Here is a 4,982-nt window from a genome sequence, read left to right on the forward strand (position 1 = left end):
GCAAAACCAGGAATTAGCATTGCAAAATCAAAGTTTACAGTTCTGTGTTCTCCTTCTAAATTTTCAAAATGTGCTACTCCTTTTTCTATTTTTTGAACCCCTGCTCTTTTAATCCATCGAATACCATATTCTTTCAAAATTGATTCAGCAAATATTTTAGTTGGAGTTACATAACCATTTCTTTTAATGTATGCACCTCCCATTCCAAAATCTCCTAACTCATATTCGTTGGTTATCCACACCAAATCTGCCAAATGCATTAATTTTCGTTTCTTTATTTCAAAAGCAATATTTAACACATACTCAAACGCAGCACCTTGACACGTTGCCAATGCGTGACCTGTTCCAATTAAAAAGGTTTGTTTTTCACCATTTTCCATTTTCTTTAAAGAATCTTCAAGTTTTGCCCATGCGTGAGAAGCATGGTCATAGGTACAAACAGATTCTGTGAAATATTTTGGTCCTAACCCTTCTGTAGCTTCAAAATTTAGTTTTGGTCCTGTTGCGTTTATTAAATAATCGTATGGGACTTTTTCTATAGTATCCTTTTCATTTTCTGAAACATATTTAATAGTAACAAACCCAGTATTATGCTCAGCATCTCCTTCTGGATTTATAGAAATAGCTAATGCTTGTTTGTAATTTACACCCAATTTTTTATAAACCGGTGCTAACTTAAATTTCACTTGATCTGGTGTCATTAATCCAACTCCAACCCAAATATTTGATGGAACCCATTGAAAATTACTGTTGGGTGAAACCATAATAACTTCATGGTCTTTTTTTAAGTATTTACTTAAATATGAAATTGCTGTATGACCAGAAATTCCAGCTCCTAAAACAACTACTTTTGCCATAATTTATGTGCTATTTATTAAATGTGATACTCCAGACACCTCTAACATCACCTTCACTATAACCCGTAGCAATATCAAAAGGGTACGTTAATTTTATTATTGAATCTGTTTTAACAGACATCGTTTCATTTACCTTACCATGGCAAACTAAACAGTTAGCTTGTACAATTATTGGTGCATAAAAATGTTTATTACCTGTTGCATCAATTTCAACAATTGGTTTTAATTCCTTGTTTTCTTCAACTGAATTCTTATAATCATTTATAATATCTAATTCTCTTTCTGTTGGCTCTATTTTACAGCTTCTTAATTGGTCTGAAGACCTTACAATTGTTACATCATATTTTGATGCAACTTCATTTAAAATAGGTCTTGCTTGTTCTTTGCAAAAAGGTACTGCTTGTGCTGGCCCACCAGCCTTCATTTGCGCCATCAATTCTGTACTTAACGCTTTAAATGAAGCTTGTGCAATTTCTTTACCTTTTAAAGTGTATTCTTCTTTTTCCTTTTCTGAAAAACCTTTGTTACAAGAGAATAAGATTGTAACTATCAGTAGTATTGAAATTTTTTTAAACATCATTATTTTACTATTTTATATTGGTTTTTAGCCCAACTTATAATACCTCCTTCTAGATCATTTACTTCCAAAAATCCTAAATTTTTAAGTTTTTTCGCTGCAGATGAAGTTCTACTTCCCGATCTACAATAAATATATATTGGTTTGCTTTTATCAAGTTTAGCTACTTGCTCTAAGAATGTTTTATCGTAATAATTAATATTAATTGCTCCTTCAATATAACCTTGGTTAAATTCTCGTGGAGTTCTAATATCTATAATAGTATTGTTTTTAGATTTTTCTTTAAATTCTAAAGCAGAAATACGCTTAATTTCTCCTAACTGATTATCAGTTTTAGAATTATTTTTACTATTACAACTTAACGTTAAAATTGAAATAAAAATTAATAATGATAGTTTTAGTGTAGTCTTCATTTACTCTTTAATTGTTTTTTTACAAAGCTATGGTTTCAATTATTAGTTTGCAGTAACTAAAGTTACGAATTTTAAATAAAATTCATAAAAAAAGGGAGTTAAAAAACTCCCTAAATATTAAATTAAAAAAGAACATTTTATAGCAATGTTGTTGGGCAAACATATTCTGTAAGTTCCACACCTGTATCTTTTATATCTTTAAAACCACCTCTAACATCAGTTACTTTTTTAACACCATTAGCCATAAAAATAGATGCTGCAATTAAAGAGCGATACCCACTTGCGCAATGTAAAACATACTCCTTATCTGGTTTAATTTCAGCAAAATTTGTATGAATATTATCTAATGGGAAATTTTCTACTCCTTTTACATGTTCAGATTGGTATTCAGATTCTTTTCTAACATCCAAAGCTACATCAAGAGCTCCTTCTTTTAGTTTATTTGCAAATTTTACAGCAGAAATAGAGCCTATTTTATCAACTTTATGACCTGCTGCCAACCAGGAATGAATTCCTCCACGCAAATACCCCCTTATATTATCATAACCAACACGAGAAAAACGTGTAACAACCTCATGTTCTCTTCCTTCTTCGGCAATAAAAATTATTTTCTGATTAATATCCTTAATCAATGCTCCAACCCATGGTGCAAAACCACCTTCTACTCCAATATACCAGGCACCTGGAACTGTACCTTCTTCTGTATATAATTCCTTGGAACGGGTATCAACAACTAAAATATCGTCTTGTTCACTCATTTCTTTAAATGAATCTGCATCTATTGGTGTTGTTCCTCTTTTTAAAATTTCATCAATACTCGTATTTACCCCTTTATTCATTCTAACATTATTCCCAAAGTATTGTGGAGCTGGTTTTAAGCCTGTGGTAACTTCTTTAATGAATTCCTCCTTTGTCATATCCGCTCTTAAAGCATAATTTGTTTTCTTTTGATTTCCAAGGGTATCAAAAGTCTCTGAACTCATGTTTTTCCCGCAAGCTGAACCTGCACCATGGTTTGGATATACAATAATATCATCTGGTAATATCATAATTTTATTACGAAGAGAATCAAATAAATGACCAGCTAAATCATCTTGTGTTAAGTCTGATTTCACTGCTAAATCTGGTCTTCCAACATCACCAATAAATAAACAATCTCCAGTAAACACATAAGGTTTATTTCCTTTTTCATCTATTAATAAATAAGATGAAGACTCCATTGTGTGACCAGGAGTGTGTAATAATTTAAGCGTTAAGGCTCCTATTTTAAATTCCTCTCCATCTTTACCTGAATGAATATCGTAATTTGGATTGGCATTTGGACCAAAAACTATGGTTGCACCAGTCTTTTTTGCTAAATCTACCTGACCAGAAACAAAATCTGCATGAAAGTGCGTTAAAAACACATATTTAATTTTAGCTCCATCAGCTTTTGCCATTTCTATATATGGTTCAGTTTCTCTTAAAGGATCAATAATTGCCGCTTCTCCATTTGAGTGGATATAGTAAGCCATCTCTGCCAAGCAGCCCGTAAACAATTGTTCTACTTTCATAATTATCTGATTTTTATTTTGTTAAACTTATTTCTCTTTTCCCAAATCTACAAGATTGTAAATATCTATTTGTAATCGAGGTTACATTATGTGAAAAATTTAGATTATTTTAACGGTTTGTTTGATTAATAAAATCAAAATATTTAACCTCAATTTCCTTATTTTTTTTTCGATCTTCGAACACATCTACTGCTTCTTGAATACTCATAAAACAATTAGCATAGTTTATTGTTTTTATAATATCACTTTTATCTAAAATATCTCTAACTGGTCCTTTTAATCCGCTAAAAGCAATCTCAATTCCCTTATTTTTGTACTTATTAATTTCATCCTTCAGCATAAAAATACCAGAGCTATCTATACTATTTATACTTTCACCATCAATAATTATAAGTTTTAGTTTAGATCCTTTTTCAGAAACAAACTCATCTAACTTATCTTTAAAAAATGACACATTTGCAAAGTATAGTTGAGCATCAAACCGAACGATTAATATATCATCACAAATGTTTAGAAGTCCTTCAAATCGATTCACATTTCTATAAAAATGGGTATCATTCACTTGTCCTAAAACTGCAAAATGTGGTTTTGTGCTTCTATAAATTAGCATTGCTAAGGATAAAATAATTCCAATAAATATTCCTTCTTTTATTCCTACTGTAGCAGTAACAATTAATGTAATATTTAAAATTATTAGTTCTCTTTTTGAATAGGTTAGCAATTCTTTTGGCATTGAAAAATCGAGTAATCCATAAACAGCAACTACAATTATTGCTCCTAGTACAGCTTTTGGCAAATAGAAAAAAACTGGTGTTAAAAATAGTAATGTTATACTAACAATTAACCCCGAAATTATTGCGGCCAACGGTGTTTTAGCTCCAGTTTGATTGTTAACCGCAGTTCTAGACAAACCTCCTGTTGCAGGATATGTTTGAAAGAAAGACCCCACAATGTTTCCTAAACCTATTGCAATTAATTCTTGATTTGGACTTATTTTATAATCGGTATGTTTTATTTCAATTGCTTTGGCAACTGATATTGCTTCCAAAAAGGCAATAAAAGATAGTGTTAATGCTATTGGAAATAAATCAATCAACGTATTTTTTTCAAATCTAGGAATTGTGAATTCAGGTAACCCTTTTGGTATTTCACCTAATATTTGAACACCAAATTGCTCTAAATGAAACACTCTAACCAATACAATACCTAAAACAACCACTACCAATGCTGCAGGGATTTTTGTTGTTATACGTTTTAGAAAAACCAATATTAATATGGAAACAACTCCTATTACAAAAGTGAGCCAATTTATTTCTTTTATATTTTGAAATGCGTCTAAAACTAACGTATGAATTTTATTATCTCGCACAATTTGAACACCCAACAAATGTTTTAATTGATTTAATCCAATAATTAAAGCTGCGGCTGATGTAAATCCACTTATAACTGGCCTTGATAAAAAATTCACTAAAAAACCCAATTTAAAAAAACCGAATACAACTTGTAAAAAACCCATCATAAAAGCTAAAAGAATGGCAAATTCAATAAAGTTTTCAGTTCCAATTTGTGCTAATGCGGCAAC

Annotated in this window: 5 protein-coding genes; all 5 read right to left on the reverse strand. The window is 30.7% G+C overall.

The window, feature by feature from the left end:
• Positions 1-857, reverse strand: an 857-nt coding sequence (locus AB1Z17_RS02145; RefSeq protein ID WP_368050143.1) for an NAD(P)/FAD-dependent oxidoreductase, incomplete at its 3' end; no start/stop codon positions are given.
• A 10-nt stretch (positions 858-867) separates the two neighbouring features.
• Complete coding sequence (locus tag AB1Z17_RS02150) at positions 868-1,437, reverse strand: DUF3365 domain-containing protein (RefSeq protein WP_368050144.1); 570 nt, start codon at positions 1,435-1,437, stop codon at positions 868-870.
• A complete protein-coding gene (locus AB1Z17_RS02155) occupies positions 1,437-1,847 on the reverse strand; it encodes a rhodanese-like domain-containing protein (protein WP_368050145.1) in 411 nt (136 codons plus the stop codon). Before AB1Z17_RS02155 ends, AB1Z17_RS02150 begins: the two co-directional genes overlap by 1 nt.
• A gap of 137 nt (positions 1,848-1,984) precedes the next feature.
• On the reverse strand, positions 1,985-3,400 hold the full coding sequence (locus AB1Z17_RS02160; protein WP_368050146.1) for a rhodanese-like domain-containing protein: 1,416 nt from the start codon (positions 3,398-3,400) through the stop codon (positions 1,985-1,987).
• 109 nt (positions 3,401-3,509) lie between these two features.
• Positions 3,510-4,982, reverse strand: a 1,473-nt coding sequence (locus tag AB1Z17_RS02165) for a SulP family inorganic anion transporter (RefSeq protein WP_368050147.1), incomplete at its 5' end; no start/stop codon positions are given.

The sequence above is a fragment of the Lutibacter sp. genome (assembly GCF_040883305.1).
Classification (GTDB): Bacteria; Bacteroidota; Bacteroidia; order Flavobacteriales; family Flavobacteriaceae; genus Lutibacter.